This is a genomic window from Winogradskya consettensis, from assembly GCF_018332715.1.
In the GTDB taxonomy this organism is placed as follows: domain Bacteria; phylum Actinomycetota; class Actinomycetes; order Mycobacteriales; family Micromonosporaceae; genus Actinoplanes; species Actinoplanes consettensis.
This window is the reverse complement of the sequence record NZ_BOQP01000046.1, coordinates 75461-102309: the sequence shown is the minus strand read 5'-3', so window position 1 is coordinate 102309 and position 26849 is coordinate 75461. Positions and strand designations below refer to the sequence as shown.

29 protein-coding genes are annotated in these 26849 nt (G+C 69.8%); 18 read left to right on the top strand and 11 right to left on the bottom strand.

The window, feature by feature from the left end:
* Positions 1–44: 44 nt before the first annotated feature.
* From Aco04nite_RS37450 to Aco04nite_RS37440, 3 genes are read left to right on the top strand one after another with little or no spacing between them, the layout of a single operon-like run.
* Positions 45–3125: an MXAN_6230/SCO0854 family RING domain-containing protein gene (locus tag Aco04nite_RS37450; protein WP_213001969.1), complete on the top strand. Its 3081-nt coding sequence runs from the start codon at positions 45–47 to the stop codon at positions 3123–3125.
* 26 nt (positions 3126–3151) lie between these two features.
* Positions 3152–3553 carry an SseB family protein gene (locus Aco04nite_RS37445; RefSeq protein WP_213001968.1) on the top strand — a complete coding sequence of 134 codons (402 nt, stop codon included), beginning with the start codon at positions 3152–3154 and terminating at the stop codon, positions 3551–3553.
* Positions 3554–3563: 10 nt separating this feature from the next.
* Positions 3564–4061: an FBP domain-containing protein gene (locus tag Aco04nite_RS37440; RefSeq protein ID WP_213001967.1), complete on the top strand. Its 498-nt coding sequence runs from the start codon at positions 3564–3566 to the stop codon at positions 4059–4061.
* Between the two features lie 714 nt (positions 4062–4775).
* Here Aco04nite_RS37440 and Aco04nite_RS37435 read toward each other — a convergent pair.
* Genes Aco04nite_RS37435 through Aco04nite_RS37420 form a run of 4 tightly spaced genes read right to left on the bottom strand, consistent with a single transcriptional unit; the run spans position 4776 to position 9706 of the window.
* A complete protein-coding gene (locus Aco04nite_RS37435) occupies positions 4776–5639 on the bottom strand; it encodes an alkaline phosphatase D family protein (protein WP_213001966.1) in 864 nt (287 codons plus the stop codon).
* Positions 5640–5694: 55 nt separating this feature from the next.
* Positions 5695–6084 carry a VOC family protein gene (locus tag Aco04nite_RS37430; RefSeq protein WP_213001965.1) on the bottom strand — a complete coding sequence of 130 codons (390 nt, stop codon included), beginning with the start codon at positions 6082–6084 and terminating at the stop codon, positions 5695–5697.
* Positions 6081–9281, bottom strand: coding sequence for a pullulanase-type alpha-1,6-glucosidase (pulA, locus tag Aco04nite_RS37425; RefSeq protein WP_244876579.1), 3201 nt, complete (start codon positions 9279–9281; stop codon positions 6081–6083). The genes Aco04nite_RS37430 and pulA overlap by 4 nt, the downstream gene beginning before the upstream one ends.
* Positions 9282–9316: 35 nt before the next feature.
* Complete coding sequence (locus tag Aco04nite_RS37420) at positions 9317–9706, bottom strand: DUF6841 family protein (RefSeq protein ID WP_213001963.1); 390 nt, start codon at positions 9704–9706, stop codon at positions 9317–9319.
* A 190-nt stretch (positions 9707–9896) separates the two neighbouring features.
* On the opposite strand from Aco04nite_RS37420, the gene acnA reads away from it, so the two are divergent.
* The 3 genes from acnA to Aco04nite_RS37405 all read left to right on the top strand — a co-directional run bounded on the left by acnA (position 9897) and on the right by Aco04nite_RS37405 (position 13880).
* On the top strand, positions 9897–12668 hold the full coding sequence (acnA, locus tag Aco04nite_RS37415; protein WP_213001962.1) for an aconitate hydratase AcnA: 2772 nt from the start codon (positions 9897–9899) through the stop codon (positions 12666–12668).
* Between the two features lie 91 nt (positions 12669–12759).
* On the top strand, positions 12760–13461 hold the full coding sequence (locus Aco04nite_RS37410; RefSeq protein WP_213001961.1) for a DUF4190 domain-containing protein: 702 nt from the start codon (positions 12760–12762) through the stop codon (positions 13459–13461).
* Between the two features lie 143 nt (positions 13462–13604).
* Positions 13605–13880, top strand: a complete 276-nt coding sequence (locus Aco04nite_RS37405) for an NUDIX domain-containing protein (RefSeq protein ID WP_213001960.1) — start codon at positions 13605–13607, stop codon at positions 13878–13880.
* Here the strand turns inward: Aco04nite_RS37405 and Aco04nite_RS37400 are convergent.
* Entirely contained in the window at positions 13873–14208 is a 336-nt protein-coding gene (locus Aco04nite_RS37400) for a hypothetical protein (protein ID WP_213001959.1), read from the bottom strand. The two genes, Aco04nite_RS37405 and Aco04nite_RS37400, sit on opposite strands and share 8 nt — an antisense overlap.
* A 140-nt stretch (positions 14209–14348) precedes the next feature.
* Between Aco04nite_RS37400 and Aco04nite_RS37395 the strand changes: the two genes are divergently transcribed.
* Positions 14349–14936: a TetR/AcrR family transcriptional regulator gene (locus Aco04nite_RS37395; protein WP_438874975.1), complete on the top strand. Its 588-nt coding sequence runs from the start codon at positions 14349–14351 to the stop codon at positions 14934–14936.
* Positions 14937–14968: 32 nt separating this feature from the next.
* Here the strand turns inward: Aco04nite_RS37395 and Aco04nite_RS37390 are convergent, their stop codons facing one another.
* Positions 14969–15592, bottom strand: coding sequence for a maleylpyruvate isomerase N-terminal domain-containing protein (locus Aco04nite_RS37390; protein WP_213001957.1), 624 nt, complete (start codon positions 15590–15592; stop codon positions 14969–14971).
* A gap of 580 nt (positions 15593–16172) precedes the next feature.
* Here Aco04nite_RS37390 and Aco04nite_RS37385 point away from each other — a divergent pair.
* Positions 16173–16787 (top strand): DUF4190 domain-containing protein, encoded by a 615-nt coding sequence (locus tag Aco04nite_RS37385; RefSeq protein WP_213001956.1) that lies wholly within the window; start codon positions 16173–16175, stop codon positions 16785–16787.
* A 57-nt stretch (positions 16788–16844) separates the two neighbouring features.
* On the top strand, positions 16845–17090 hold the full coding sequence (locus tag Aco04nite_RS37380; RefSeq protein ID WP_213001955.1) for a DUF2630 family protein: 246 nt from the start codon (positions 16845–16847) through the stop codon (positions 17088–17090).
* Between the two features lie 46 nt (positions 17091–17136).
* On the opposite strand, the gene Aco04nite_RS37375 is transcribed toward Aco04nite_RS37380, so the two are convergent.
* Together Aco04nite_RS37375 and Aco04nite_RS37370 are read right to left on the bottom strand one after the other, a co-directional pair.
* Positions 17137–18045, bottom strand: coding sequence for a serine protein kinase RIO (locus Aco04nite_RS37375; protein ID WP_213001954.1), 909 nt, complete (start codon positions 18043–18045; stop codon positions 17137–17139).
* A gap of 154 nt (positions 18046–18199) precedes the next feature.
* Positions 18200–18847, bottom strand: a complete 648-nt coding sequence (locus Aco04nite_RS37370) for an HAD family hydrolase (RefSeq protein ID WP_203834521.1) — start codon at positions 18845–18847, stop codon at positions 18200–18202.
* 174 nt (positions 18848–19021) lie between these two features.
* Here Aco04nite_RS37370 and Aco04nite_RS37365 point away from each other — a divergent pair, with 174 nt between their 5' ends.
* The 4 genes from Aco04nite_RS37365 to Aco04nite_RS37350 are packed head-to-tail and all read left to right on the top strand — an operon-like array spanning position 19022 to position 21785.
* Positions 19022–19597 (top strand): TetR/AcrR family transcriptional regulator, encoded by a 576-nt coding sequence (locus tag Aco04nite_RS37365; RefSeq protein WP_203834522.1) that lies wholly within the window; start codon positions 19022–19024, stop codon positions 19595–19597.
* A gap of 33 nt (positions 19598–19630) precedes the next feature.
* A complete protein-coding gene (locus tag Aco04nite_RS37360) occupies positions 19631–20536 on the top strand; it encodes a TIGR04222 domain-containing membrane protein (protein ID WP_213001953.1) in 906 nt (301 codons plus the stop codon).
* The gene (locus tag Aco04nite_RS37355) at positions 20533–21351 is read left to right on the top strand and encodes an MbnB/TglH/ChrH family RiPP precursor modification enzyme (RefSeq protein ID WP_213001952.1); all 819 of its coding nucleotides are present in this window, start codon (positions 20533–20535) and stop codon (positions 21349–21351) included. The genes Aco04nite_RS37360 and Aco04nite_RS37355 overlap by 4 nt, the downstream gene beginning before the upstream one ends.
* Entirely contained in the window at positions 21348–21785 is a 438-nt protein-coding gene (locus Aco04nite_RS37350; RefSeq protein WP_213001951.1) for an SCO6045 C-terminal-like domain-containing protein, read from the top strand. The genes Aco04nite_RS37355 and Aco04nite_RS37350 overlap by 4 nt, the downstream gene beginning before the upstream one ends.
* A gap of 62 nt (positions 21786–21847) precedes the next feature.
* On the opposite strand, the gene Aco04nite_RS37345 is transcribed toward Aco04nite_RS37350, so the two are convergent.
* A complete protein-coding gene (locus tag Aco04nite_RS37345; RefSeq protein ID WP_213001950.1) occupies positions 21848–22174 on the bottom strand; it encodes a hypothetical protein in 327 nt (108 codons plus the stop codon).
* A 195-nt stretch (positions 22175–22369) separates the two neighbouring features.
* Here Aco04nite_RS37345 and Aco04nite_RS37340 point away from each other — a divergent pair, with 195 nt between their 5' ends.
* Complete coding sequence (locus Aco04nite_RS37340; protein WP_213001949.1) at positions 22370–22846, top strand: cupin domain-containing protein; 477 nt, start codon at positions 22370–22372, stop codon at positions 22844–22846.
* Here the strand turns inward: Aco04nite_RS37340 and Aco04nite_RS37335 are convergent.
* The gene (locus Aco04nite_RS37335) at positions 22843–23322 is read right to left on the bottom strand and encodes a MarR family winged helix-turn-helix transcriptional regulator (RefSeq protein ID WP_213001948.1); all 480 of its coding nucleotides are present in this window, start codon (positions 23320–23322) and stop codon (positions 22843–22845) included. The genes Aco04nite_RS37340 and Aco04nite_RS37335 overlap by 4 nt on opposite strands.
* 83 nt (positions 23323–23405) lie before the next feature.
* On the opposite strand from Aco04nite_RS37335, the gene Aco04nite_RS37330 reads away from it, so the two are divergent.
* Positions 23406–24257 (top strand): alpha/beta fold hydrolase, encoded by an 852-nt coding sequence (locus Aco04nite_RS37330; RefSeq protein ID WP_213001947.1) that lies wholly within the window; start codon positions 23406–23408, stop codon positions 24255–24257.
* 27 nt (positions 24258–24284) lie between these two features.
* On the opposite strand, the gene Aco04nite_RS37325 is transcribed toward Aco04nite_RS37330, so the two are convergent.
* Positions 24285–24668 carry a nuclear transport factor 2 family protein gene (locus Aco04nite_RS37325; RefSeq protein WP_213001946.1) on the bottom strand — a complete coding sequence of 128 codons (384 nt, stop codon included), beginning with the start codon at positions 24666–24668 and terminating at the stop codon, positions 24285–24287.
* 74 nt (positions 24669–24742) lie between these two features.
* Here Aco04nite_RS37325 and Aco04nite_RS37320 point away from each other — a divergent pair, with 74 nt between their 5' ends.
* From Aco04nite_RS37320 to mug, 3 genes are read left to right on the top strand one after another with little or no spacing between them, the layout of a single operon-like run.
* A complete protein-coding gene (locus tag Aco04nite_RS37320; RefSeq protein WP_213001945.1) occupies positions 24743–25498 on the top strand; it encodes a helix-turn-helix domain-containing protein in 756 nt (251 codons plus the stop codon).
* Between the two features lie 16 nt (positions 25499–25514).
* Positions 25515–26270, top strand: coding sequence for an SDR family oxidoreductase (locus Aco04nite_RS37315; protein WP_213001944.1), 756 nt, complete (start codon positions 25515–25517; stop codon positions 26268–26270).
* A 3-nt stretch (positions 26271–26273) separates the two neighbouring features.
* Complete coding sequence (gene mug / locus Aco04nite_RS37310; RefSeq protein ID WP_213001943.1) at positions 26274–26822, top strand: G/U mismatch-specific DNA glycosylase; 549 nt, start codon at positions 26274–26276, stop codon at positions 26820–26822.
* Positions 26823–26849: the final 27 nt, after the last annotated feature.

Below are 26849 nucleotides of genomic sequence, written 5' to 3'. Positions count from 1 at the left end.
GCGACTCTCCGCCCACCGCTTCGCATGTCTCATGGGGGCGTTTTATGGATCCGCTGGCCGTTGTCCTGCTCCGCCGAACCAGCCGGGTGGCCATCACCGCCGGCACCGCCGACGGGCCGGCTGATGGGGGTGCCTGGGTTGCCGCGCTGGAGGCCGATCTGGCCGGGCGGGGCTGGCTGTTGCGCAACGACCTCCGGCTCGCCGCCGCGCGCCTGCCCGCGACGGTCCGGGTCCAGTGGGCGGACTGGCTGCTCGCCACCGTCGACGAGCTGGTCGGCGCGGACCGTCCGATGCTGCCGCTCTACCGGTCGTTTCCCGACACACCCCGCAACCCCGAAGCGGTGTACGTACGCCGCCTGCTCACCCATCTTTTCGCCGTGCCCGGCGCTCCCTGCGTGCTGTGCGGCCGCCCGGACGAGGGCGCCCCGCTGGACCCGTGCGGACACCTCGTCTGCACCGGCTGTTTCCCGCCGGCCGAGTTCTCCGCGTGCCCGATCTGCGGCCGCCGGGTCGCCGCGGAATCGCACTACCTGCCGATCGAACCGCAGCCGCAGGAACGCCCCCTGCTGCGCCGCGTCCTGCCCCGGCTCCCGCAGGGCCGGTCCACGACCGCCGACGACGAAGCACTGATCGATGACGACGACGCGCGCCCCCGGCCCGTGGCCCCCGAGGCGGTACGCATCATCGGACTCGAACCCGCCCCGGACCGCGCCGCCACCGATCTGCGCGACACGATCGTCGGCCGCCCCGGCGCCCTGGGCGAAGCCGACCGCGCCGACCTCAAAGTGCTCGTCACCGCCACGGCCCCCGGCGACCTGGGCTGGCTGCCCGAGGTGGTGCCCGCTCGCGAGACGCTGGCGTTGCTCATAGCGTGGGCGCTGCACGCTTCGGCGCTCACCGACGACTTCCCGATTGTGCTGGCTGCTGCTCGGGAGCGGTGGGGGACGGCGACGGATGTGGCTCGGGCGCTGTGGGCGTACTCAGGTGGGGATCCGGGGTTGGTCCTGCCTCGCGGTGAGTCCTCCGCCTTCGCTTCCGGCCCTGCCTTCGACTTCGCCCTCGGCGAGCCTCCGGTCACCGTGCCGGTTGTGCGGGTCCGGGCGCTGCCCCGGCCGCTGCGCCGTGCCGTGCTGGCACACCTCGACTCCCTCGGCGTCGCTGTCGCGGCGGAGAACATGCGGCGGCATCCGACGGTGTGGAAGCGGCTCGGCGAAAAGCTGCACCCCCACGAGAAGATCGTCGCGCACCCCCGGGCCGCGGTCGCCTTCGCCGCGCTGCGAGGCACCCGCACCTCCCCGATCGGCGCCCTGGGCACCGCCATCACCGAAGCCTGCGCCCGCGAACCCCGCCACCTGATCCGCACCGAACACCCCGGCGGCACGATCTCCGTCACCTTGCGCACCCACGCGTCCCTTGTGGAGCAAGCGTTCACCGGCGGCGACATCGAGGCTGCCACCCGGCTGCTCACGGAACGCCCCGGCGACCTGTGGCGCCGCACCGACCAGCTCCTGCGCGGCGGCCCTTCGACGCACGCCGCAGTCCTGGCCGCACTGCACAAAACCGCGGCCCGGGTGGCACCCGCTGTCCTCACGGCGACCTCGGCCGAGCTCCACAACCGCAATCTCACGGTACGCGCAACGCCCGCCCAACTCGCCTCAGTCACCCGAGCCCGAGCCGCCGCACAGGCACTGCGCACCGGTTCCGGTTCCGTGGCCCGCCCCGCCGCTACAGCAGACACATTCGGCTCACTGGGCGCCGCCCTCCGCGCCGCCGCCGAACGCCTGGGCTACCACCCCGAAACGGCTGCCCCTCCAACGCCTTCAACGCCGACCGCAGACGGGCCGGCACCCCACACCGACGCTGCGCTTCCCGACGAGCAGGCGCTCCCCCACGGGCAGGCGCTTCCCGACCAGCCGGCGCTTCCCCACGAGCAGGGGCTGCCCGACCAGCCGGCTCTTGCTGCGGTGATGGGCATGCCGCGGCGGATCTTCTTCCCCAGCGGCGGTGTGGTCACGACGTGGACCGAGCCGGAACGCCGCAAACCCCTGCCCGCCGAAGCGATCGACGCCGTCCGCGCACTGGTGGACACCGAGCTGACCCGCCGAGCCACCCGCGACGGGAACGAACGCTTCGATGTCGCCGTCATCGATGCCGCCCTCGCCGAGGTTCCCGCCCCGATGCGCGAGCGCGGCGCCTCGGCCCAGTTCGCGGGCTGGCCACGCGGCAGCATCCGGCGCCTGCCCACCGGCAACGTGCTGCGGCTCTTCCTGCACTGGCAGGACGCGGGCAGGAACCGGGTCGACCTGGATCTGTCCTGCGCGTTCTTCGACAGCGAGTGGCGGCGGATCGGGCACTGCGACTACACCAACCTGCGCTTCGCCGATGATGCCGCGGTGCACTCCGGCGACCTGACCTCCGCGCCGCCCCCGCTCGGCGCGACCGAGTACCTCGACCTGAACCTGGAGCAGCTGACGGCGAAGGGCGCCCAGTTCGCCGTACCCGTCGTCCTCAGCTTCAACGCAGTGCCCTTCGAGGCGCTCGGAGAGGCTTTCGCCGGGCTGATGCTGCCGCTCCCCCGCGGCCGGCAGTTCGACGGTGCCCGCGTCGCGCAACGCTTCGACCTGCAAGGCAACGCCCGGATGCTGATGCCGATGGTCGTCGACCTCACCGACCGCCGGCTGCTCTGGACGGACCTCACCCTCAACGGCATCGGGTACGGCCACAGCGTCGGCCGTCACGGTGACCAGCTCGGCCGGGCCGCCGCGGACCAGTGGGACCATTTCCTGGGCGGCCACCGCACGACCCTGCTCGACCTGACGTCCTGGCACGCGGCCGCCGGCGCCGGCCGGGTCCTGGTGGTGCATCGCGACGAGACCTGCTCCGAGGTGGCTCCCGAGGCCTCCGCCATCCGCGCGGCAGCCGCCGCCGCGACCGGCCCGCTGCCCGGGTTACCCGATCTCACCGGCCTGCGCGTGCTGGCCGGCACGTCCGACGCCGCCGACCTGCATCGCCTGATCCCGCACCGGCCCGGTCCCGGATCGATGGCGCTGACCGTGACGGGCACGCCGGGTGAAGCATGGACAGCCGTCGGCGCGGGCGATCTGCTGGCCCGGCTGCTGCCCTGACCGGCGTGGCAAGCTAACGTGCGCCGGTGAGCGACACGCCGCTGTCGGATGTCATGGCAGAGTACGCGGACACCAAGGACCCCCAGACCTTCGCCCGTTTCGTGGAGCTCTTCGCCGGCTCCACCATCGGCATCGTGACCCACGGCGAGCAGCTGGGCGCAGGCATGACCACGTACGGCGACGGCAAGAGCCGCATCCTCTCCTTCGCCGACCCGGACGCCCGCTCCCGGTGGGCCGCCGGGCGCTACAACGCGGGCGTGCAGGGCGCAGTGCTGCTCCGCATGGCGGCTGACAACCCGTGCGAGGGCATCCTCGTCAACTGCGCCACCCGCGAGATCAGCCTCGTCATCGACCGCGACACCGCCCGGGCAGCGCTCGACCCGCCCCCGAAGAAAACTCCGTGGTGGAAGCGCGGCAAGGTCGGCTAGCTTGCGCGGCATGGAACCAATCGAAGAGAAGGAGATCCGGGCCTCCTTCATCAACTGCAGCAAGGGCGAGGCAAGCCGGATCAAGCTGCCGACCGGCACCGTGGCCTGGGACGACCTGGACTTCCTCGCCTGGACCGACCCGGGCGCCCCACTGCGGTCCCTGCTGGTCGTGCCGGGAACGGAGGGGCCGGTCGGCCTGGTGCTGCGCCGCCCGGAAGCACGGCGGGTCAGCGCGATGCGATCCAGCATGTGCCAGGTATGCCTGACCGATCACGCGGGCTCGGGGGTGGCCCTCTTCGTGGCCCCGCTCGCCGGCGCCTCAGGACGCAACGGCAACACGGTCGGTCAGTACATCTGCGCTGATCTCGCGTGCTCTCTCTACCTGCGGGGCAAGCGGCAGCCGAAGATGCGTCTGATCAGGCGCGAGGAGACCCTCAGCCTCGAGGAGCGCATCGACCGCGCCCTCACCAACCTGACCGCCTTCACCGACCGGGTCGCAGCGGGCTGATGACCACACAAGCCGCGAGACGCGGCACCACAGCAGCCCGTGTGAGACCGAGCCCCGCCCGATCGGCGGGGCTTCTTCGTACCCAAGCAAGGCTCCAGCTCCCTACCGGCTCACGGTTGGGCGCCCTGTAGACCTGCCAGCCGCCCGTCATGTGTGGTTTTGAAGGAATTTAATCCGTATGGGGTGCCCGACGACAATCCGGCCCGCAAGCGCGTTGCCTTCGGATGACGCTACCTACATGGAGAAGAGTTGCCCGTGCAAGGACTGCGATCTCAAGATCAAGGCACCGGAGACCGCGATCGCTCAGTGGATCCTTCACCAGAGAATCTGGGCGGTAGGCGCTGCGATCGCGGCGTTGGTGGCGGGATGGTTGGGTGGCCGATTGATGGCGTCGGCAGATAACAACACGGATGGCCAGTTTTCGTTCGCGGTGGCGTTGCTAGGTTTTGGCCTCACTGCTCTGTGGACAGCATCGGCGATGACAATCGGCGCCTCTGTTCGCCTGGAGACGCATGTGCGGGAAATTCATAAATCTGCTGAGAAAGCCGTTGGTACCAGCACGGCGGCGAGCCCCACAGTCACGCCTTGTTCCTGCGGGTCTCAGGCGGCAACGGCCGTCTCGGGGTCGATTTCGCTACCAATTCCACCCGTCGCTGCAGTCGTCCGGCTCCACGTTGAGCCCACCGGCCCTCCGACACAGCAATGACGGCTTGATCACACGAGCCGGCGCGAGGCACCCGAGGCACACAGACGGCAAAGCCGATATACCGCGAAACGTTGTCCGTTCCTGGCTGCGAGTGCCCGGCGGACCTGAAGCGTGCGTAGATCAGCTTGTGTGCAGGCGGGAGGAGCCAGCCTCGACCATGTATGACGCGGTCGTGGTGACCGGGGCCGTGCGGACGGCGATCGTCTCCACCGTGCTGGCGTCGGTGCGCCAAGTGCCCGTGTCGAGGGAGCAGCCGTAGGTAGCAGCGGCGGGAGCCGTCTAAGTAGCGGACGTTGGGGTTTCAGGGTCGGGTTGATGGCCTTGATGGGGGCGTCGTAGGCCGCTGGGAAGTCGGAGCTGATCGATGTGGCGGTGATTTCGACGGCGACCGGGGTGCGGTCGGGGTGGTCGAAGTCGAGGTGGAGTTCGCTGAGCCAGGTAGATTGAATAATGCGCAGGTCGGGGCTGCCGGGGCGGAGGCTCGCGCGGATCGGTATGTGCGCGTAGTAGGCCTGGTACGCGGCGACGCGCGGGCGGGCGAACTGGTGGGTGTTTTGGTGGGCGGCGCCGGTGTCGTCAATCTCGTCGACCAGGCTCGCGTAGTTGTTCTCGGTCTCGTGGTCATCCCACATGACGATCCACGGGAACGCCGCGTGCGACGCCCGCAGGGCGGGGTCGCTCTTGTACTGGGCGTGCCGGGCGCGGTAGGCCTGCCAGTATCCGTTCTGGAAGTCCTGGCAGTTGACGATGCCGAAGCTCAGCTGACCGCGGGCACTCCTGGTAGGGACAGTTTCGGTACGCCCGGCCGGGGCTGGACCCGACCGGAGCGCACGGTGCCGGAAGCGTTCGTCCCGCGCGATCTGCCAGCTCACCTCGACGGGGTGCCGCGACCAGCCGCCGGCGCCGCGCAACCGGATCCACAGGCGGCTACGCTGCGGCCATCTCGCCTTCGCTGCGCAGGATGCAGAACTCGTTGCCTTCGGGGTCGGCGAGGACGACCCAGCCCTTGCCGTCGGGTTTGCGCAGGTCGGAGAGCTCGGTGGCGCCGATTTCGAGGAGGCGGGCGAGTTCGGTGTCGCGGTCGCCCTCGACGGGGCGCAGGTCGAAGTGGATGCGGTTCTTGATCTGCTTCTTCTCCGGGACCTCGATGAACAGGACGCGGTGGGTGCCGTCCGGGGAGAAGATCATGCATTCCTCGTGGCCGGGGAGGTTGGGGTCGGCGGGGTCCTCGTTGTAGCCGAGCACCTGGCGCCAGAAGACGGACTGCTCGTAGGCGTTGGTGCTGTCCACCGTGGTGTGTGAGATGTAGGAGGTCATGTGTTCATCGTCGCAGGGAGCGCGGCGACGTACACGGCCACCGAGCGGGGTGGCACGGTGAGGGTGCCGGTTGATGGGTCGGCGGTGGCCGTACGCAGCAGCGGGTCGACCGACGCCTCCAGCGAGGGGTGCAGCGTGAGCGGGAGCCCGGCGAGCTCGGGCACTTTCTCGACCGCGACCGTGGCGGTGGCGTTGAAGACCGTGACCACCGTGCTCCAGCGCGGGTCGAGGCCGGTGCCGTCGAGGCACATGACGATCACGCCCGGGGTCTCGCCGGGGCCGCCGAGCGGGAACGTGAGCCGCCGTTCGACCTCGTCCGCGGTGGGCAGGCCGAAGACCGGGGTGGAGCGGTGGATGCTGAGCAGTTCGGCGAAGCGGGCCGCGGTCGCGTCGATGGTCGCGGCGGCGGGGATGAGGGACGGGTCGGCGAGCAGTGGTTGCGCCCACGGCCAGCGTTCCTCGTTGTCCGGCGCCGGGGGCAGGCCCGTGCCGAAGCCGTTGCCGGTGGCGCTGTCCCAGCGGATCTGGTTGAACCAGTCACCGGAGTTGTAGGAGTTGCGGTCCAGCGACTTGGAACGCAGCCGCTCGCTGCCGAGGGCGAAGAAGCCGACGCCCTGCCCGAGGATCACCAGGGAGAGGGCGAGCAGCTGCATCCGGGCCCGCTCGTCCATCGGCAGGTCGTGCGGCAGTTTGAACGCCATCGCGTCGTAGAGGATCTCGTTGTCGTGGGCGTCGACGTAGGTCACGCACTCGGCCGGGCTCGCGGTGTAGCCGCTCGGGGAGCCGTTGTAGTCGATCTGCGAGCCGCACTGCGGGGCCCCGGTGTGGGTGACGAAACGGTACGACGCCAGCGCCCCCGACAGCCCGACCTTGATCCGGTCGTGGACGTGCAGCGGGGTGTCCGAGCCGAGACCGGTCGCGAAGCCGCGGGTGCCGGGGTCGTTGCCGTGCGCGGCGCCGCCCCGGGCCGCGTCACGCAGCCGGTCGTCGAAGGTGCCGACCCCGGTGCCGGCCATGTTGACCTGGGTGGCCTGCGCGAACCGGGCGTCGTACGCGACCTCGCCGAAGTTCCAGCCCTCGCCGTACAGATAGATGTCCGGGCCCAGGGCGGCCTTGACCGCCAGGATGTTGAATCGGGGGTGGTGGCCCATCAGGTCGAAGCGGAAGCCGTCCACCTTGTAGTCGCGGGCCCAGGTGAGGATCGAGTCGACCACGAGCCGGCCCATCATCATGTGCTCGGGCGCGGTGTTGGAGCAGCACGTGGACTCGGCGACCGTGCCGTCGTCGAGCAGCCGGTGGTAGTAGCCGGGGACGATCCGGTCGAGGACGCTGAGCGGGGCGAGCCCGTCGGCCATCGTGTGGTTGTAGACGACGTCCATGACCACGCGCAGCCCGGCCGCGTTGAGGGCGGCGACCATGCGCCGGAATTCCAGGATCCGGGCGCTGCCGTGCGGTTCGCTCGCGAAGCTGCCCTCGGGCGCCGTGTAGTGCAGCGGGTCGTACCCCCAGTTGAAACCGTCGGTGTCGGCCACTGCCATCACCGCCGCCTGCTGCTCCGGCGAGTCAGGACCAAAAGCGGACAGATCACATCGGGGTACGCCCTGAGCTGCGCGACTGTCCGGAACAGTCGCGAAGTCGAAGGCGGGAAGCAGGTGCAGGTGGGTCAGCCCGGCGTCGGCGAGCATCCGCAGATGCCGCATGCCCGCGGTGTCCTCGTCGGTGAAGGCGAGGAACGTCCCGCGGTGCTCCTCGGGGACGGTGGTGTCAGAGATCGAGAAGTCGCGGACGTGCGCCTCGGCGACCAGGGCCCGGGCCGGGGCGACCGGGGCGGGCTTGACCAGGGTGTCCCAGCCGGGCGGCTGGAGCGCGGGGTCGTCCAGGTCGACGAGCTGGCTGTGTGTCGAGTCGATGGACAGCGACAGCGAGTACGGGTCGGTCACCAGCGTCGTGATGATCCGCTGCGCGGCGGGGTGCCAGACCTCGACGCGGTAGCGGTAGTAGCGGCCGAGCCATTTCTGCTTGGCGTCGATCGACCAGATGCCGGTGGCGGCGTCGCGTTCCATCGGCAGGATCCGGAATTCGTCGCTGCCGGGGACGCGGGTCAGCTCCAGCGCCACCGACCTGGCGGTCGGCGCCCACACCCGCAACGGGCCGAGGTCGGCGTCGGACGCGTCCGCGTACAGGTCGTCGAGGACGCCGGGCAGCTGCACCGCGGTCAGGGCGACGACCCGGCCGTCGTGGTCGCGGCCGGTCACGAGGAGCTGGCCGCGCAGCACGTGACCGAGGCCGGCGTCGGCGAGCTCGGGCACGGCGAAGGCGCGGTACGCGCGCAGGTGCGGGAACTTGCGGCTCTGCGCCTGGAACAGCCCGCCGGGGCGCGGGACGAGCGGCAGGGTCTCGTGCTCGCCGGTCAGCTCGTCGCCGTCGCGGCGCAGGCTACCGTCGGCGGACGCGACCAGCGTGAACGACGCGGCGAGGCCGGCCAGCGCGGCGGGCAGGGCGATCGTGGTGCGGTCGACGAAGACCGCCAGCGCGCGGGCCGGGTCGAGCTCGGGGCCGAGGGTTCCCAGGTCCGGGCGCACGGGCGCGGGCTCGCCGGAGATCAGCCACACCTCGCGGCTCACGGTCAGGTCGAGGCGCTGGTCGTCCGGCAGGTCCTTGCGGTCACCGTTGTGGAGCACGAAACGTACGCCGACCGCGTCGTCGCGCACCGGGACCTCGAAGACGGCGCCGAAGCTGTCGAACCGGGCCGGCGCTGTGGGCGTACCCCACCGGGGCTTGGCAGGGGTGCCCTCCCAGGCGTGCGCGCCCCACCCTGCGTAATCACCGTCGGGGCGGCGGAAGTGAATGACGGCGTAGCCGGCGGTGGTGTCCTCCTCGTGCTCCCGGGTGAGCGCGATGTCCGGGTCGCCGGCCCGCAGCCAGATCTCGGGCGTGACGCCGGGGTCCACGAACCGGTCCTCGGCGATGTCCTTGGTGCCGTCGCGATGCGCGACCAGAAAACCGACCTCGCGGGCGTCCTCGGCGAGCCGCACCCAGGCGAACCGGCCGTAGGCGTCCTCGCCCGCGAACGGGTGCCCGTCCGGGAAGCCGGTGACAGCACCCGGGTCGATGTCACCCCAGGCGTGCAGTGACCAGTCCGCGTAGGCAGAGTCGTCGCGCTGATAGTGCACAAGAAGCCATTGCGGGGAGGTCACCTGCACATGATGGCACTGGGATCAACTCACTGGCGTCAGCGTGCCGCGATCACTGTGGTGATCCGGGGACCGTCGGCGTCCGAGCGGATCAGATAGCGGTAGCGCTCGCCGGGGACCGCGTTGCCGAAGCTGTCGAGGTATTCCCACTCGACCTCGACCATGGCGAGTGCCGCGCTCAGTCGTTGAACATCCCGCAGCTGGGCGTGGGCGGCGACGATCTGCTGATCGCTGTACGCCGGGGCGGCACCCAGGAACGACAGCGCGACGGCCGCCGGCGAGGTGAACGTGAAGCTGTACGAGTCGGCGACCACCATCCCGGGCAGCGCGTAGCAGCCCGCCATCCCGGACACGTCGCCCCTGGTCAGGGCCGAGCCGTAGCGGTCGAAGAAGTCTGTGAGGTGCTCCAGATCCGTGGGTGCCTGCACACCTCTCTTTGTAACCCGCCGCCCCCGCCGGTAAACCAGCGGGGCGGGTTGCGCGGCCTAGCAAGACGGACGTACGGTTTACACGACGATGTGAACGCTGAGTTAGGTATGCCTAACCGGCGAGCTGCGGTCGCCGGTGCGCAAGACTGCTGAGGACTACTCACGGTCGCTGGGTGAGAGGGAGTTTGACGTGGCCAGCCTGGACACCTTTGGTGCGAAGAGCGAGCTACGCGTCGATGACGCGAGCTACGAGATTTTCACGATCGACAAGGTGGAGGGCTCTGCACGACTGCCCTACTCCCTGAAGATCCTGCTGGAGAACCTGCTGCGCACGGAGGACGGCGCGAACATCACCGCCGATCACATCCGCGCGCTCGGCGGATGGGACTCCAGCGCCGACCCGAGCGTGGAGATCCAGTTCACCCCCGCGCGGGTGCTGATGCAGGACTTCACCGGCGTGCCCTGCGTGGTCGACCTGGCCACCATGCGCGAGGCCGTCAAGGAACTGGGCGGGGACCCGACCAAGGTCAACCCGCTCGCCCCCGCCGAGCTGGTCATCGACCACTCGGTCATCGCCGACCTGTTCGGCCGCGAGGACGCGTTCGCGCGCAACGTCGAGCTGGAGTACCAGCGCAACCGCGAGCGCTACCAGTTCCTGCGCTGGGGCCAGACCGCGTTCAACGAGTTCAAGGTCGTGCCGCCCGGCACCGGCATCGTGCACCAGGTCAACATCGAATACCTGGCTCGTACGATCATGGAGCGCAACGGCCAGGCCTATCCCGACACCGTCGTGGGCACCGACTCGCACACCACCATGGTCAACGGCCTGGGCGTGCTGGGCTGGGGCGTCGGCGGCATCGAGGCCGAGGCCGCGATGCTGGGCCAGCCGGTCAGCATGCTGATCCCCCGGGTCGTCGGCTTCAAGCTCTACGGCGAGATGCCGGCCGGCACCACCGCCACCGACCTCGTGCTGACCATCACCGAGATGCTCCGCCAGCACGGCGTGGTCAGCAAGTTCGTCGAGTTCTACGGCCCCGGTGTCACCGCCGTGCCGCTCGCCAACCGGGCCACCATCGGCAACATGTCCCCGGAGTACGGCTCCACCGCCGCGATCTTCCCGATCGACGACGAGACCATCAAGTACCTCAAGCTGACCGGGCGCTCCGACGCGCAGGTCGCGCTCGTCGAGGCGTACGCGAAGCGCCAGGGCCTGTGGCTGGACCCGCAGGCGGAGCCGGACTACTCGGAGCGGCTCGAACTCGACCTGTCGACGATCGTGCCGTCGCTCGCCGGGCCGAAGCGTCCCCAGGACCGCGTGCCGCTCTCCCACTCCAAGGAGATGTTCCGCGACGCGCTGACCAACTACGTCCAGTCCGAAGGTCCCGCTGACGAGGCGAGCGAGGAGTCGTTCCCGGCCAGCGACGCGCCTGCGAACGGCCAGTCGTCCGATGCGGACAAGCCGCACGTCTTCTCGGCCGCGACCGGCTCTGAAGGACGCCCGTCCAAGCCCACCCGGGTCGTCGGCGCGGACGGCGTCGAGTACGAACTGGACCACGGCTTCGTCGGCATCGCCGCCATCACGTCCTGCACCAACACCTCGAACCCGCAGGTCATGATCGGCGCGGCACTGCTCGCCCGCAACGCCGTCGACCGCGGCCTGACCAGCAAGCCGTGGGTCAAGACCACGCTCGCGCCGGGCTCCAAGGTGGTCATGGACTACTACGAGCGGGCCGGGCTCACGCCGTACCTCGACAAGCTCGGTTTCAATCTTGTCGGTTACGGCTGCACCACCTGCATCGGCAACTCCGGTCCGCTGCCCGAGGAGATCTCCGCGGCGGTCAACGAGGCCGACCTCACCGCGGTCAGCGTGCTCTCCGGCAACCGCAACTTCGAGGGCCGGATCAACCCGGACATCAAGATGAACTACCTGGCGTCGCCGCCGCTCGTGGTGGCCTACGCCCTCGCCGGCACGATGGACCTCGACATCACCACCGAGCCCCTCGGCACCGGCTCCGACGGCAAGCCCGTCTTCCTCGCCGACATCTGGCCCAGCGCCAAGGAGATCGACGACACCATCGCGGGTGCGATCGGCGCTTCCGGGTTCGCCACGGCGTACCAGGACGTCTTCGCGGGTGACGAGCAGTGGCAGTCGCTGCCTACCCCGGCGGGCCAGACCTTCGAGTGGGCTTCGGATTCCACCTATGTGCGGAAGCCCCCGTACTTCGAGGGCATGTCACCGACCCCGTCGGACGTCGTGGACATCTCGGGCGCCCGGGTGCTGGCGAAGCTGGGCGACTCGGTCACCACGGACCACATCTCCCCGGCCAGCTCCATCAAGGCCGACTCCCCCGCCGGCAAGTACCTCGCCGACCACGGCGTCCCCCGCCACGAGTTCAACTCGTACGGCTCCCGCCGCGGCAACCACGAGGTCATGATCCGCGGCACGTTCGCCAACATCCGGCTGCGCAACCAGCTCGTCCCCGGCGTCGAGGGCGGCTTCACGGTCAACCACCTCACCGGCGACCAGTCGAGCATCTACGACGCCTCGGTCGCGTACAAGGAAGCCGGCATCCCGCTGGTCATCCTCGCCGGCAAGGAATACGGCTCCGGCTCCTCCCGCGACTGGGCCGCCAAGGGCACGATGCTCCTGGGCGTCCGCGCCGTCATCGCCGAGTCCTACGAGCGCATCCACCGCTCCAACCTCATCGGCATGGGCGTCCTCCCCCTGCAGTTCCCGCCGAAGACCAACGCCGAATCCCTCGGCCTCACCGGCACGGAAACCTTCACCATCACCGGAGTCACCGCCCTCAACGACGGCGGCATCCCCTCCACGGTCAAGGTCCGCACCGACACCGGCGTGGAGTTCGACGCCGACGTCCGCATCGACACCCCCGGCGAAGCCGACTACTACCGCCACGGCGGCATCCTCCAGTACGTCCTCCGCAAAATGCTCAACAGCTAAATCCTTGACGAGTACGCCCTGAGCGCGCCCCGCCGTCCCTCCTGGACAGCGGGGCGCCTCGCTGTCACACCCCGCTGCTACCTTCCTCCGCGTGCATGATCAATCCCCTTCACCCGCGACCCCTGCTTCGGCGGACGTGATTCCGTTCGGCGGGCACGGCTATCAGGGCCCGGTGCCGATGCAGCCGGACGCCCCGCCACCCGTCAAGACCAACAGTCTCGCCGTGGGATCCCTGGTCCTCGCCCTGCTCGGCTCCGGCCCGATCAGCGCCGTCGTCGCCCTCTTCGCCCTCCGCCAGGTCCGCGACCGCGGCGAGAAGGGCCGCGGCCTCGCCATCGCCGGCCTGGCCATCTCCTGCTGCACCGTAGTCCTGGGCCTGATCGCCGGCGTCATCGCCGCCCTGCTGCCCAGCACCGACCCCGCACCCGCGACACCCGCATTCGCCGCCGCTGCAGCCGACGGAACCAGCCTGGCGCCCGGCGACTGCATCCGCGAACTCACCGAATCCACCAGGGTGGACGAGCTCCCCAAGGTCCCGTGCACGCAACCGCACACCGCCGAGGTCTACACCGTCTTCACCTTCCCGCGCGGCGACTACCCGGGCGACGCGGAGATCGAGGCTGAGACCGAAAAACGGTGCATGCGCTCGTTCACCCCGTTCGCCAAGGACGGCAACGAGAACATGGACATCAACTACACGTACCCCTCCCGCAGCTCCTGGGTCATCAACCGAACCGTCACCTGCATCGCCACCGACCCTGACGGCCTCCGCACCGGCTCTTTGATCAACTAAGCGGTCGCCGGCCCCACCCCGCCCGGCCCCACCCCGGCGACGCCAAGATCGAGGCCGATGCGGACGGAGTGACCCCTCACCCGGGATCGGACGGGCCGGTGCGATCCCGGGCCGGCCTCGAACGGCCGGATATCGTCGAGCCCATGCCGCCAATTCGCCCGATCGCCCTGGCAGTCCCCCGTCGCGGCAATGACCTGCTGGTCTTCGAATACCACGACCTGACCAAGGGCGAGACGTTCTACCGCCCGCTCGGCGGCGGCATCGCCTTCGGCGAGGCCGCCGAGGCCGCGGTGCGGCGCGAGCTGCAGGAGGAGCTGGGCGCCGGACTTCTGGACGTACGCCTGGCGGGGGTGCTGGAGAACATCTTCCACGCGTTCGGCCGCGACGGCCACGCGGACCTCCTCCACACCGTCAGCTGATCTCGCCGGTGATCTCGTGCCCGGTGTCGAAGAAGCTGGTCACGTACGCGTGCGGGTCGAGGTCGCTCCGGCGGATCAGGGAGAACACGTCGGCGCCGTGCCCGGGTGGCTCGACGAGCAGATAGGCCTGCGCGAGACCCAGGTAGGAGAAGTCGATGCCCGCGCTGTACTCCCCGGCCTCGGCTTCGGCCAGCGCGATGGAGGCCTCGACCGAATCGGCCTGCCAGACGGTGACCCGCTCCTCGTACGCGTTCCGGACCGCATCGTGGTAGACGCACCTCACGCCGAACCACCGGGGTGCGGTCTCGGAGCCGTCGTTCGAGGTCATGGTGCGAGTCTTCGCCCCGGGGCCCGGGCTGTCAGGGCTTCCCACGTCACAGCGCCGGCGGCTTGGTTCCGGCCTGCTGCTCTGGCATCATCGTGGGCAAACGGAACGTTGCTCCGCGTTGACCAGGACAGGAGGGGCGAGTGATGACCTCGGACGAGACGGGCCGCGTCCCTCAGCGCAAGCGGGCAGACGCCGTGCGCAACGAGAAGACGCTGCTGGACGCCGCCGCCGCGATCTTCGTCACCTCGGGCGTCGAAGCCCCGGTGCGCGACATCGCCGCCAAGGCCGGCGTCGGCACGGGCACGATCTACCGCCACTTCCCCACCCGCGCGGACCTGATCATCGCGGTCTACCGCCACCAGATCGAGGCCTGCGCCCAGGCCGGACCGGCCCTGCTGGAGAGCAGCGCCAGCCCCTACCTCGCGCTGAGGGAGTGGATTGGCCTCTTCGTCGACTTCCTCGTCACGAAGCACGGCCTAGCCGTCGCCTTCCAGGCCGACAACACGGGCTTCGACGCGATGCACCACTACTTCCTGGACCGCCTCCTGCCCGTAGCGGGCCGGCTGATCGACGCCGCCGTCGCCGCCGAAGAGATTCAGCCCGGCATCACACCCCTGGAACTCATGCGCGCCGTCGGCAACCTCTGCATCGGCGACGACCCCACCTACAACGCCCGCCGCATGGTCGCCCTGCTCATCGCCGGCCTCCTCCAGAAACCGCCCGTCTGACCCGCCCGCCTGACCCGCCCACCTGACCGGGCTCAGACAACGGAGAAGCCGGTCGGCAGGGTCGCGCGGCCGGTCAGGGCCCGCAGGAGGAAAGCGGCTTCCGGACCGGTCGCGGCCGTCTTCGCGGCCTGCAGGGTGACGTCGGTGACAACCTGAGCGGCAAATTCGACGGGTACGTTCGCCGCGGCCGCCACATCCAACCCGTGCACCACCAACTCGAACGTGCGCGTCGGAATCCAGTCCCGCACCCGCATGCCGCCACCCGGGCTCGCCACCACGTCGGCGTCCCCCGCCGCGGACAGCGCCTGGGTGGCCTTCCGGGCGAAGTCGATCACCGCAGCGCCCGGATCGTCCCCGAGTGCCTCACCCGCTTTCCGCGCATCCTCCGACGAGGCAACACTGTGCGCCGCGTACACCTCGGGTGGGACCGTGCGAGCGAGCGCCCAGTACGCCTCAGGCGATTCGAGCGTCACCGACGGCGCCGGTGAGGCGAGCACCCCGGGAACCTGATGCAACGCCGAACTCACCGTATGCCCGACCAGGTCCCGCAGACTCCACTCACCCAGCCCCGCCCCCTCCCACCGGTCCCCCGGAATCCGGATCACAAGATCCGTAAAAACGGTGACAGCAGATTTGTACGCCCAGCGAAAATCCATACCCCAATACTGCCCGCTGATCATCCACAAGCCGACAGCCCCGCTGTCCGCCGCCGCCTATCGCGCTGTCCGCGGCGAGAACGCCGACGCCGGCTGGACCGGGACAAGTCGGCGGACGCACCGCGAACCCGCTGTCCCCGGCGGCCAGGAGATTGATACCTTCCTCCGCGTGCATGATCAAAATCCGCCTCAGCCCGCCCAGGCCGAGGACGTCACCGATATCGCAAAGCCTGACGCCGCAACACCTCCAGCCCCAGCCGATCCACCCTCGACACCCACCCCGAGCGCCCCCACCCCCGCCCAGGACACCACACCCCCGACCCCCACCCCAGCACCGGAAGCACCCGACACCAAGCCGCCCACCGCCGAACAACCCGAAGCAACAACACCCACACCCGACGCGGCGCCACCAGCACCCGACGCAGCGTCGGCAGGTGATGCAGTGCCGGCAGGTGACGCAGCAGGGTCGGCACCTGACGCGACGGCCGGAGTATCGCCGGTTGGGGCGGTGGGGGTGCCTGATGCCGGGTCGGCCGAGGAGATTCCGTACGGGGGTCACGGATATCAGGGGTATGTGCCGATGGAGCCGATTCCTCCGGCGCCGGCCAGGACCAACAACCTGGCCGTGGTGTCGCTGGCGTTGTCGTTGGCCGGGGTGGGGCTTGTCGGTTTCGTGGTGGGGATCTTTGCGCTGCGCCAGATCAGGGAGCGTGGGGAGCGCGGCCGCGGGCTGGCCATCGCGGGTGTGGTGATTCCCTGTGTCCTGGTGGTGGCTGCGAGCGTGGTGGGGGCCGTCGGGGTCGTGCTGGCGGCGAGGAAGCCGGCGCAGGCCGACGTTGCCGTTGCCGCGCCGTTCGCGCGGCCTTCGCTGGCGGTCGGGGATTGTGTCCGGGAGCTCGGGGCTTCCTTCGATCCCAACAACATGCCGGTGGTCGACTGCGGGAAGCCGCACACCGCCGAGGTCTACACGATCTTCAGTTTCCCGCCCGGTGCGTATCCCGGTGAGACGGCGATCGAAGCCGAGGCGGATGAGCACTGCAGCCAGGCGTTCGAGCCGTACGCCGCCAAAGATGGCAACGAAAGCATGGACATCTACTACACGTACCCGTCGAAGGAGTCCTGGCTCGCCGACCGCGCCGTGACCTGTGTCGCGGCGGATCCGGCCGGAACGCGTACCTCGTCGTTGATGGATTGAACTCACATCGCAGTGGTCGCAGGCTCCTGATCTTGACTTTGATCTAGGCTTCGCGGCATGGATGACAAAGAGGTGCTGGGCCGGATCCACGGCCTGGTCGACGAGGAGCATACGCTGCGCACGCAGCTGGCCGACGGCAAGCTGAGCGCCACCGAGGAGCACGCCCGGTTGCAGGAGCTCGAAGTGGCGCTGGACCAGTGCTGGGATCTGTTGCGCCGGCGGCGGGCCGCGCGGGAGTTCGGGAACAACCCGGACACCGAGCAGGCGCACAGTGCCGGTGAGGTCGAGGGTTACCTGCAGTGACGCAGACCCGGCCCGCCTTGTGACAAGAGCGGGCCGGGACCGGCGTTCAGCGCAGGCCGGCTTCGTACTGCAGGCGTTCGACCAGTTCGTCGACGTCGGGGTGCAGGCCGCGGGCGGTGAACCACGCCGCGACGTTGCGGACGTCGCGGGTGAGGAAGTCGGCGCCCTGGGGGTTGGCGATCAGGTCGACCACCTGGGGCAGGTCGATGATGACCAGGCGGCCGTCGTGGACCAGGGTGTTGTAGGGCGACAGGTCGCCGTGGGCGATCTGGGCGCGGGCGAGGACGCTGAGGGCGTCGACCATCTGGCGCCAGAGGTCGGCGAGACCGTCGGGGTCCGGGCGGACCTGGGCGAGCCGGGGTGCCGCCTCACCGGTCTCCCAGTTGCCGATGAATTCCAGCATGAGTTCCGTGCCGATCAGCTGCACGGGGTACGGCACCGAGATCGTGCCGCCCTCCTGGCCGACCCGCCACAGCCGGGACAGCGCGTCGAACTCGGCGGCCGCCCACTGGCCGGCGATCAGTTCCTTGCCGAACGCCGTGCGGTTGGTCATGGCCCGCATCTCCCGGGAGCGGCGGACCCGGCGCCCTTCGAGGTAGCCGGCGTCGCGGTGGAAGAGGCGGTGGTCGCCGTCGCGGTATCGCTTGGCGGCCAGCATGCTGGTCTGGCCCGTGGCGGGTAGCTCGCGGCGGACCAGGAAGACGTCGGCTTCCTTGCCGGTTTTGAGCATCCCGAGCTCGGTGTCGGTCGCCCCGTGCTCGGTGCGGACCCAGTCGGGGTACGGCTCCGGGCCGGTCAGGGCGGAATCCCAGGTCGACCAGCGATCGCCGGTGTCGGGAAGGTCGGGGTCCTCGGTCAAACGCGGCTCGCGTTTTACGGAACGAGGCTCGTCGTCGTCGAACTTGCGGCGGCCGCGGCGGATCGTTGCCGGGCCGAAAGAGTCGTGCTCTCGCACTGGAGGGTCTCCTCAGAGATGAAGCAAGGGTTTGTCTGGGCACGGCACAGCGAGAAGACAGCCATGGGTCCCACCTCCTTCATCTCCGAGTCGACGCATTGGGTCGACGCGATCAAGTTAGCGAGCCGCCCGATCGGCGCGCAACCGATTTAATTCAGCGCGGGATCATGATCGCGGAGAGGCCCTGGATCACGTTGCCGACCACCCGCGTGGGGGCGAACCGCTTGTCGATCCAGTCGCGGCCGCGGTGCAGCCAGACGCTGGGCAGGCCCATGGCCGCGGCGCCGCCGATGTCGGCCTCGGGGCTGTCGCCGACGATCCAGGCACCGCCGAGGCGCATCCGGACCCGCTGGGCGGCGAGGGCGAAGATCCGCGGGTTGGGTTTGCTGACGCCGGCCTGCTCCGAAATCACCCAGTCGGCGACATAGCGGTCCAGGCCGGTGCGCCGGATGCGGCCCTCCTGCTGCTCGTGCGGGCCGTTGGTGACCACGACGGGCACCCAGCCCGCGTCGCCCGCGATCTGCAGGGCACAGGCGACGAGCGGATCGAGCCTCTCGTACGCCGCCGGGCCCTCGTGCAGCTCGTCCAGCAGGTCGATCGAGGGGATGTCCAGCTGGTAACGGTCGCGGATCGAGTCGGCGAGGTCCCAGCGGGAGGTGAGGCCGTCGGCGTCGACGGAGAGCAGCCAGTCGAGGTCCGCGTGCGGGGCGCCGATCTCGTCGAGGAAGCCTTTCGCCCACAGTTTGAACGCACCGCTGCGGTCGAGCAGGGTGTCATCCAGTGCGAGGAAGACGAGAGGCACCCGCGCACTGTACGTGAGTGAATACGGCAGCGAACAGCCCGTGAGTGTTAACAACGCCAGGCCGACAAGGCACTTTTCGCACGATGTGACGTGGCTGCGGCCCCGGTGTGACGCGGATGCCAAGCCGTACGTACGGATTGCAAGCGCCGTCACCGGCGTGACACCATCGGACGCGTGCCCAGGGTAAGCCAGGACCAGCTAGAGGCCCGCCGCCACGAGATCCTCGGGGCGGCCCGTGGCTGCTTCGCGCGCTACGGCTACGAGGGTGCGACCGTCCGCCGTCTCGAAGAGGCTACCGGCCTCTCGCGCGGCGCGATTTTCCACCATTTTCGTGACAAGGATTCCCTCTTCCTCGCGGTGGCCGAGGACGACGCCGCCGCGATGGTCGAGACGGTCGCCCGCAACGGCCTGGTCCAGGTCATGAGGGATCTTCTCGATCGTGCCGGGGCGAGCGGTGACACCGCCGGCTGGCTCGGCAGCCAGCTGGAGGTATCCCGCCGGCTGCGCACCGACCCCGAGTTCGCCAAACGCTGGGCCGAACGCTCCGCCGCCATCGCCTCCGCCACCCGCGAACGCCTGGAACGCCAGCGTGACGCCGGTGTGCTCCGCGACGACGTACCCGTAGAAGTCCTGACCCAGTTCCTGGAGCTGGCGTACGACGGCCTCGTCCTGCACCTCGCCACCGGCCGCCCGGCCGGCGAGCTGAGCCGCGTCCTGGACGTCGTGGAGGAAGCTGTCAGGCGGTCGTGACCTCGCTGTTGCACTGACCTGCACAATGAGGGCATGGACACGTGGGGGATCTCTGGTCCGACCTTCCTGCTCTGGTATGTCGTGGCCCTCGTCGCGGTGGGCGTTCTAGCGGCGGCGCACCGCAAGGTCCTGTTCGGGGGCAGCCGGCACACCTCCGTGGCCGCGCTCGGCCCGCAGCAGGTCGCCTATCTCAACGGTGGCCGGCGGCTGGCGCTCTACTCCTCGCTCGCCGGGCTGCGCGGGGCGGGCGTGCTCGGCACCTCGCCCGACAAGACGCTGGCGCAGACGCAGCGGCTACCGGCGGGTGTGACCCCGCTCGACACCGCCGTCTGGAACGCCGCCGGGCATCGCCTGCGCGCCCGTGACCTGGACAAGGACCAGTGGGTCGCGTCGGCGCTCGACCAGCTGCAGTCCGGTCTGGAACAGAGTGGGCACGCGGTGAGCCCGGCCCAGGTGAAGGCCGCCCGGCTCTGGGTGTTCGCCCCGGTCGCGCTGGTCGTGATCGGCGTCGCCCGGCTCATCGCCGGCGAGATCAACCACAAGCCGACGGCGTTCCTGTTCGTCCTGGTCTTCGCAGCGACCGCGCTCGCCCTGACGATGCGTAAGAAGAACCGCTGGGCCACCGAGGCGGCCATCAAGGACATGATCAAGCTGCGCGGTCAGCACAGCTACCTCAACCCCGGGCAGAAGCCGTCGTACGCGACATACGGCGCGACCGGCGCAGCGATGGGCGTGGCGCTGTTCGGGGCGGCGTCGCTCTACGACATGGACCCGTCGTTCGCCGCGGAGGCCGAGGTGCAGCGGCAGTCCGTGCTGGGGATCGGCTCCTCGGGCAGCGGCAGCAACTTCACCTCCGACAACTCCGGCTCCAGCTGCAGCTCCGGTTCCAGCTCCTGCGGTGGCGGCGGCGGCTGTGGTGGCGGCGGGTGCGGCGGATGACACCGGTTGAGTACGGCGTGGGCATCGGCTGGCGGCCCGAGATCGCCGGCTACGTGGAGCATCTCCCGGGCCTGCGCTTCGTGGAGGTGGTCGCCGAGTCGGTCCACGACGTCCTCCCTCCCGGCCTGGAAACCCTGCTCTCCCGCGGGGTGACCGTGGTCCCGCACGGCATCCGGCTGTCCCTCGGCGGCGCCGAGCCGGTCGACCCCGCCCGTGTGGAACACCTGGCCGCGGCGGCCGCCCTGCTCGGCGCGCCCCTGGTGAGCGAGCACATCGCCTTCGTCCGCGCCGGCGGCGTCGAGGCCGGTCACCTGCTGCCGGTCCCCCGCACCCGCGAATCGGTCGACGCGGTGGTGGCAAACGTGAAACGTACGCAAGCCGCACTCGACATCCCCCTCGCCCTCGAACCGATCGCGGCCCTCTTCGACTGGCCCGACGACGACCTCGACGAGGGTGCCTTCCTCACCGAGATCCTGAACCGGACCGACGCGCTCCTGCTGCTCGACGTGGCGAACGTCTACGCGAACGCACTCAACCGCGGCACGGACCCGCTCGCGTTGTTCTCCCGTATCCCGCTCGAGCGAATCGCGTACTGCCACGTGGCGGGCGGCTCGCTGCACGACGGGGTCTACCACGACACGCACACTGCGGCCGTACCCCAGGAAGTCCTTGATCTTGTCGCCTCGCTCTGCTCCCTGCACCGGCCTCCCGCCCTGATGCTGGAACGCGACGGCGACTACCCACCGGCCGCCGAGCTCACCGCGGAGCTGGACGCCATCGCCGCGGCCTCGGGCTATCCGGCGGTCACGCGGTGAGTTCGCTCGCCGACCGGCAGGCCGCGCTGGTAGCGGCGCTGACCTCGGGAGCACCGGTGCCCGCCGGTTTCGACGGCCGGATGGTGGAGATCGCGCGGGTCGCGCTGCTGCGCAAGCGTGCCGGTGAGGTCGCGGGGCAGTGGCCCGCACTGTCCGCCGCCCTCGGCACTGATTGGCTGCGGGAATGGTCGGCGTGGGCCGAAACCCGGCCCACCAACGGCTCACTGCGGGACGGCTGGGATTTCGCACGGGATCTGCTTTCGCGGGATGCACTGCCGCGCGAGGCCGGGGCTGAGCTGGCCTCCCGCGAGGCAGCTTTGCGATACGACGGGAAAACCTCACCGCGGGCCCGTCGCCTACCGGCTATCCGGAGCGCGGCGGGCACGGTCGCTCTGCAAATCCTGGGCCGGGTACGCGTGTTGTACCGCAACTGACAACACCCGACCCCATGCCATTTCTCAGCACGACGCCGGGCTCCCGCGCGACATATATCCGGCTACTGATGCGGGTATTGCGGAGGCGCGGGAGGTGCCGGAGGCAGAGCCTGCATCGGCTGCTGCGGGTACGGGTAAGGCTGTGGCGGGTACGGCTGAGATTGGTACTGCGGTGACGGATACGGCTGCGGCGCGTACTGCTGGGGCGGATACGGGGCAGCCAGCGGCGGCTGGCCCGTCGTATAGGTCGTCACGACGCCTTTCGAATTCGCGTTGACGATCGCCAGGATCAGCCACACGGGCGCCCAGAACCCGCACGTCACCAGGGTCAGAAGCAGATGCAGAACATGATTCGTCTTTTTCGGCATATAGGACTGTTGGTAAGCCACCGGCACACTCTGCATTGGACGCAGCCGCAAAACAACTCACACACGACTGACTTGCTCTCACCTCAACAGCCACTGCAGAGAGTCGAATAGCCACCTGCCACGTGCCGAACGGATAAAGCCCGGCACTCAGGTCCGGACGAACGATCACGATCGTGCCGGTCGGATTTTGTCAGGGGGTGCGGCTAGCGTCGGGGGATGTCTTATCCCGAAGCGCAGTATCTCGGCGACGGCGGCGAGGTGTCGGCGACGGTCCGGCTGGCCGGTGCCGCGCCTGAGCTCGATCAGCGGACCACGGCCGCCAGCTATCTGGCTACCGGTGCGAGCACCGGCGGCAAGTTCGGCCTCTACCGGTGGGATTTCAAGGGGCCGCGGAGCGGGCCCGACCCGCACTTCCACCGGTCCCTGTCGGAGTCGTTCTTCGTGATCTCCGGGTCGGTCCAGCTCTACGACGGCAAACGCTGGATCGAGGGCAACCCCGGAGATTTTCTGTACGTGCCGGAGGGCGGTCTCCACGGCTTCCGCAACGAGTCCGGTGAGCCCGCGTCGATGCTCATCCTGTTCTCGCCGGGCGCCCCGCGCGAGGACTACTTCGAACGCGTGGCGACGACCCCGCAGATGTCCGACGAGGAACGCACCGAGTTCTTCCTGCGGCACGACACGTTCTGGGTCTAGGAATCGCCGCCGAGGTCCTGGACGAGCCAGCCAGGGGTGTCGAGGCGGGTGGTGGTGTCGCCGAGCAGTTGGCGCAGGGTGCGTTCCAGCTGTTCGACGGCGCCGGCTCCGACCTGGGTCTCCCATTGCCGGCGCAGGTCGTCGAAGATCGCGGCGCCTTCGCGCAGCAGGGTGTGACCGCGATCGGTGACCTCGATGTGCATGCGACGGCGGTCGGTGGGGTCGGGGCGGCGTTCGACGTAGCCGCGGGCTTCGAGGACGGCGATCGTCTTGGCGGCCGACTGTTTGGTGACCGACATGCGGCGGCCCAGCTCGGAGGCATTGTCGGCGCCGGTGAGGATCGCCTGGAGGGCGAAGTCGTGGACCGGGCGGATGTCCTCGTAGCCGCGGGCGGCGAACTCGACCGCCGCGCGGTCGGCGAGGGTTCGGAAGCCGCCGAGGAGGAGCAGGGCCAGGTCGGCGCCGGATCGGGACATGTGATCAGCGTATAAGTCCTTGACATGGACAACCTGGCTGTCTAAATTTCGGACAGCCAGGTTGTCCATTTGAGGAGATACCAATGCCCGACGTCACCCACCACACCGCCGACGTGAACGGCACCCGGTTGCACTACGTCGCCGCCGGGACGACCGGGTCGCCGATCCTGCTCGTCCACGGCTGGCCGGAGACCTGGTGGGCGTTCCGCAAGCTGATCCCGCTGCTCGCCGAAACCCACCGGGTCTTCGCCGTCGACCTGCGCGGGTTCGGCGACTCGAGCCACGCCGGCGATGACTTCTCGGCGGCCACGCTCGCCGAGGACCTGCACCACCTGGTCGCGCAGCTCGGTGCGGGCCCGGTGCATGTGCTGTGCCAGGACGCGAGCGGGCCGCCGGTCTTTCAATTTGCCGCGACCCACCCCGGTGACGTGCTCAGCTTCACCGGCGTCGAGACCACCCTCACGGGGTACGGGCTGGAGCTGCTCGCCGACGTCAACCACGGTGGCTCGTGGCACGTCGGCTTCCTCGGTGCCCCCGGCATCCCGCAGTTGCTGCTGTCCGGGCACGAACGGGACCTGATCGCCGGCTGGGCGTACCCGATGATGTGCAGGACCGAGGGCGCCGTCACCGAAGCCGACCTCGACGAGTTCGTGCGGTCGTACGCCGGGCCGGACGGCTGGGCCGGCACCTCGGGGCTGTACCGGTCGATCTTCACCGACAACGGCGCGACCAGGGCGATCGCGGAGGCGCACCCGCTGACCGTCCCGGTCCTCGCCGTCGACGGCGTCAACGCGGGCTTCACCGCGCAGACCCTCCGCCAGGTGACCAGGGGCAACGTCACCGCCGTCCAGCTCGATGGCGTCGGGCACCTCGTGGCCCAGGAAGCACCCGAAGCCCTCGCCGCCGCCCTCCTGACGTTCGTGGACGCTGTGTAGCCAAGCCCCGCCGGAAGCTCGGCCCGGTCAGCCCGGGACTTTGTCCAGGAAGCCGAGCACCGTGACGATACGGCCGTCGGGGCCGAGTTCGATGACGTCGAAACCGGTGGCGACGGGTTCGGCGGCCGAGCCGGCGGACAGATCGGCGGACGGGGTGAGGTGCCAGGTGAAGCGGGCCTGGTCGTGGTGGGCGTCCGGCGGGTCGCCGGGGGTGAAGGCCAGGCCGGGGAACTGCTGCTGGGCGGCGCCGATCAGCGTGTTCAGGGCGTCGTGGCCGGTGACCGACGCCAGCGGATCCGTGTAGCGGATCCCGGGGCTGAACAGGTCGGCGATCAGCGTACGGCGCGTTGCCGGGTCGGGTTCGTTCCAGAGGGACAGGTACTGCTCGACCGTGGTCGCGATGTCTGTCATGCGATGACCTTCTCCCGCAGCGGTAGGGGTGGCGATTACCTCGCAGGTAAGCGGGGCGGCCCTACGATCGGGGCATGGCTGAGGTGGGCGGGCTGCTGCGGGAGTGGCGGGGCAGCAGGCGGTTGAGTCAGCTCCAGCTGTCCCACCGGGCGGGGGTGTCGGCAAGGCATCTGTCGTTTCTGGAGACCGGGCGGTCCAGGCCGACGCGGGAGATGATCCTGCGGCTGGCGGAGGAGCTGAACGTGCCGTTGCGGGCGCGGAACGCGTTGCTGCTCGCGGGCGGGTTCGCTCCCGAGTACGCCGAGGGCGGCCCCGACATCGCCGTCATACTGGCCGGGCTGCGCGACGTGCTGGCGGGGCACGAGCCGTACCCGGCGATCCTGGTCGACCGGCACTGGACGCTGGTCGACGCGAACCGGGCCGCGGGGCTGCTCACCCAGGGGGCGAGGGCGGAGCTGCTGGAGCCACCCGTCAACGTGCTGCGGTTGTCGCTGCACCCCGACGGCGTGGCGGGGCGGATCGTGAACTTCGCTCAGTGGCGTACCCATGTATTGCATCGGCTGGACCACCAGGCGGGCGTGACCGGCGATCCGGTCCTGCGCGACCTGCATGCGGAATTGTCCAAATTGCCCGGAGGGAAGGTTCACGCCGTGACCGGGCCGGTGGTGCCGCTGCGAATCCGGGCGGGCGACCGGGAGCTGGAGTTCTTCAGCGTCACGTCGGTGCTCGGGACGCCGCTCGATGTCACCCTCGCGGAGCTGGCGGTCGAGTCGTTCCTTCCGGCGAATGATGCGACGACGCGTTACCTGCGGCGCGAAACGGGCGAGTAGTGGCAGGATCAGGACTATGGATCTTGGTCTGGCCGAACGTGTCTATATCCTGACCGGCGCCTCCAAGGGGCTCGGGCTCGCCACCGCCGAGGCGCTCGTGGCCGACGGCGCGCGGGTGGTGATCTCCTCGCGGTCGCAGGCGAGTGTCGACGCCGCCGTGGAGCAGCTGGGTGCCGATGCCGTCGGGGTCGCCGCCGACCTGACCGATCCCGCCACGCCGGAGCTGCTGCTGCGGACGGCGAAGGAGACGTTCGGGCGGCTGGACGGGGCGTTGATCTCGGTGGGCGGGCCCAGCCTCGGGACAGCGCTCGAGCAGCTTGACGATCACTGGCGGGAGGCCTTCGAGACGGTCTTTCTCGGTTCGGTGCGCGCGGCGCGTACGTTCGCCGCGGTGCTGGAGGAGGGCGGCGCCATCGCGTTCGTGCTGTCCACGTCGACCCGGGTGCCGTTGCCGGGCCTGGGACTGTCGAACGGGTTGCGCCCGGGACTGGCCGGCGTCGCCAAGGACATGGCCGACGAGCTGGGGCCGCGCGGGATCCGGGTGGTGAGCCTGCTGCCGGGCCGGATCCTCACCGACCGCAACCGGCAACTGTTCGCGGCGAGTGACGACCCGGCGCAGGCCGAGGCCACGTCGACCGCCGCGGTGCCGTTGAAGCGCATGGGCCAGCCCGAGGAGTTCGGCAAGGTCGCGGCGTTCGTGCTCTCCCCCGCCGCCGGGTTCCTCACCGGCATCCAGATTCCGATCGACGGCGGCTCCACGCGCATGATCTGAGGTATGGAATTTTCGAGGCCCACGCCGGACGAGGTTGCCGCGGCGCGGAACAGGACGATCCCGGACCTGGTCGGGCCGGGCCTGAAGGTGCTGTTCTCCGGGATCAACCCGAGCCTCTACTCGGCGGCGACCGGGCACCACTTCGCGCGGCCGGGCAACAGGTTCTGGCCGGCCCTGCACCTGGCCGGGTTCACCCCGCGTGTGCTGCACCCCTCGGAGCAGGGGTTGCTGCCGGCGATGGGGCTGGGCATCACCAATGTGGTCGCCCGGGCCACGGCCCGCGCGGACGAGCTCGACGCCGCCGAGCTCAAGGCCGGCGGGGAGATTCTCACCGGGCTCGTCGAGCGGTGGCGGCCGCAATGCCTGGCGGTGCTGGGCGTCACGGCGTACCGATCAGCATTCGACCGGCCGAAAGCGAGAACCGGACCGCAGAGCGAGACCATCGGCGGGGTCACGGTCTGGGTCCTGCCCAACCCGAGCGGCCTCAACGCCCATTACACCCAGCAAACCCTCGGCTCCGCGTACGCCGAGCTGCGATCTGTGTTTACATAGATGCTCGCCGATTTCCTTCTCCGGAAG